The sequence below is a fragment of the Bacteroidota bacterium genome, from assembly GCA_030706565.1.
Lineage (GTDB): Bacteria > Bacteroidota > Bacteroidia > Bacteroidales > JAUZOH01 > JAUZOH01.
This window is the reverse complement of record JAUZOH010000511.1, coordinates 1-2,512: the sequence shown is the minus strand read 5'-3', so window position 1 is coordinate 2,512 and position 2,512 is coordinate 1. Positions and strand designations below refer to the sequence as shown.

3 protein-coding genes are annotated in these 2,512 nt (G+C 42.3%); 1 reads left to right on the top strand and 2 read right to left on the bottom strand.

What is annotated here, in order from left to right; translation table 11 throughout:
• Nucleotides 1-1,131 (bottom strand): peptidase M17 (locus Q8907_16205; protein MDP4275811.1); only part of this gene is annotated, 1,131 nt, incomplete at its 3' end.
• A 122-nt stretch (nucleotides 1,132-1,253) separates the two neighbouring features.
• On the opposite strand from Q8907_16205, the gene mqnC reads away from it, so the two are divergent.
• Entirely contained in the window at nucleotides 1,254-2,342 is a 1,089-nt protein-coding gene (gene mqnC, locus Q8907_16200; protein MDP4275810.1) for a cyclic dehypoxanthinyl futalosine synthase, read from the top strand.
• Here the strand turns inward: mqnC and Q8907_16195 are convergent.
• On the bottom strand, nucleotides 2,339-2,482 hold the full coding sequence (locus Q8907_16195; protein ID MDP4275809.1) for a LysM peptidoglycan-binding domain-containing protein: 144 nt from the start codon (nucleotides 2,480-2,482) through the stop codon (nucleotides 2,339-2,341). The genes mqnC and Q8907_16195 overlap by 4 nt on opposite strands.
• Nucleotides 2,483-2,512: the final 30 nt, after the last annotated feature.

Below are 2,512 nucleotides of genomic sequence, written 5' to 3'. Positions count from 1 at the left end.
GGAAGCCGTGCCCATTCCTACCGTTGCACCTGGACCAACTGCCATTACAGCCGCACCGGTCAGAGTTGAAAGTTCAATAATAAGTTCCGGCTCATAATGAGCTGCATAAGCCAGCGCATCTGCAAGGATCATTCGGCCCTCGGCATCTGCATTTAACATTTCGACCGTAGTCCCATCATACATGGTAATGATATCCCCCGGTGTATAGGCATTATTCCCCGGCCTGTTATCCGTTGCAGGGACAAGCCCTACCAAATGAAGGGGCAACTTCTCCTTGGCAACGGCATAGATAGTTGCAGCTACGGCTGCAGCACCGCTCATATCGCTTTTCATATAATCCATGCTGTCGCTGGTGGGTTTAAGACTTAACCCCCCTGTATCAAAGACAATCCCCTTCCCGACCAGGACAATAGGTTTTTTATTTATGGCCTTCCCGGGATTCCATTCCATAATGGTAAAGGTTGGAGGATCCACGCTGCCCCGGTTGACGGCAAGCAAACCGCCCATTTTTAAGGATTCTATTTTCCTCTTTTCCAGTACTTCAACTTTAAATCCTGATGCTTTCCCCATTTCTGCTATTTCTTTGGAAAGTTGGGCAGCATCCAGGAACGAAACCGGCTCATTGACCATATCGCGTGTTCTGTAAACTGCATCAATCAAAGAATTCAGCCTGCTGATCTGCTCATTTGCCAGAGAAGAAGCGAACAGACCGATTTCCTTAAGAGAAAACTGCTTCTCTTTTTTAACCTTAACATATTTTAGAAACTGGTAATTACTGAGGGCAAGTCCTTCGGTATATGCAAGTATAAGCGAATGATCTTCATCAGCACTGGAAAGAACAATTTTTTCAATTTTTATGGCACATAAGCTTGAATGAAGTTTACTGCCAGCTTTCCGTAAGTTTTCCAGCAGCCGGGATTTATCGGCATTTTTTTCATAGAACTGAATAAATAGCCATTGCCTGTATCGGTTTATTTCAACAAACGTCTCTTTACCCCTGATACAGCCTTCTACATAAGTATTCTCATTTTCTGTAAGCTGTAAAGGCTTTAAATCCGAACCTTTCGGACAAAGGAAAACGATATTTGTATTTTCCTGAATTTTCTCTATCTTTTTAATTATCAGATTCATAATCTATCAGATTAAAATTTTTATTAAAGTTTCTCCACCGAAAACAAAGTTAAGCTATTCATTCTGAAACTGAAGAAGATTTATTCTTACTTTTGCCCACGATTATTTTAATGAAATTCAACATGCAGTCATTTTCCGACTTATACCATAAGGCTCTGGATTTACAATTTCTCAATGCCGCTGAAGGATTATTTTTATATGAAAAGGCTCCCGTTTCAGAATTGATTTATATTGCCAATTTATTGAGGGAGAAAAAGTTCCCCGGCAATGAAGTAACCTGGCTGATAGACCGCAACGTAAACATCACCAACATCTGTATATCGGGATGCAAATTTTGCAACTTTTATCGAACTGCTGCTTCTGCTGATGCATATATCACCGGCATGGACGAGTATAAATCGAAAATTGACGAGATGCACCGCCTGGGAGGCAATCAATTGCTGCTTCAGGGCGGATTACATCCCAAATTGGGATTGAAATTTTATTGCGACCTGTTCTCGCAGCTCAAGCAATTATATCCAGCTTTGCAGTTGCATGCACTGGGCCCTGCAGAAATAGTACATATCGCCCATCTTGAAAAAACGACTTGCAGGGTAGTCCTGGAAGCTTTAATTAAAGCAGGACTGGACAGCCTGCCCGGAGCAGGGGCAGAAATTCTGTCAGACCGGGTGCGCAAAATCCTATCGCCGGTAAAATGCAACAGCAAACAATGGCTTGATGTGATGCGCGAAGCTCATCAACTTAATCTCAGAACTTCGGCAACCATGATGTTTGGGCATATTGAAACCAGGGCCGAAAGGATAGAACATCTGATTAGCATCCGCCAGGTACAATCCGAAAAGCCTGCAGGAAGTATTGGTTTTGCTGCCTTTATCCCCTGGCCTTTTCAGGACAAGCAGACTGTCCTTCAGCGTAAAAACGGAATAGAAAATTCTGTCACCCCCGAAGAATATATCCGTACCATCGCCTTAAGCCGGATCATGTTGCCTAATATCCGGAATATACAGGCATCCTGGCTGACCGTCGGAAAAGAAACCGGCCAAATTTGCCTTCACTCAGGCGCCAATGACTTCGGATCCATCATGATTGAAGAAAACGTGGTATCATCAGCAGGGGCAAATTACAACTTTGATGCAAAAGGTATTCAGCAGGCAATAAAAGAAGCCGGTTTTAAACCCAGACAACGGAATTATAATTACGATTTACTTTAAATAATGGGGATTTTCAGCTTTTGGCCAATATGTATGCCCTTTTTTAGGTTATTCAGGCTTTTTATTGAATCAGGCGACTGAAGTTTGAATTTTTCACTTATACTCCAGATCGTATCGCCTTTCTTAACCTTATAATAGATTATTCTATTCCTTTGATTGACAGGTAAGTT

Coding starts and splice junctions, on each gene's coding strand:
- mqnC (MDP4275810.1), top strand. CDS start 1,254: ATGCAGTCATTTTCCGACTTATACCATAAGGCTCTGGATTTACAATTT.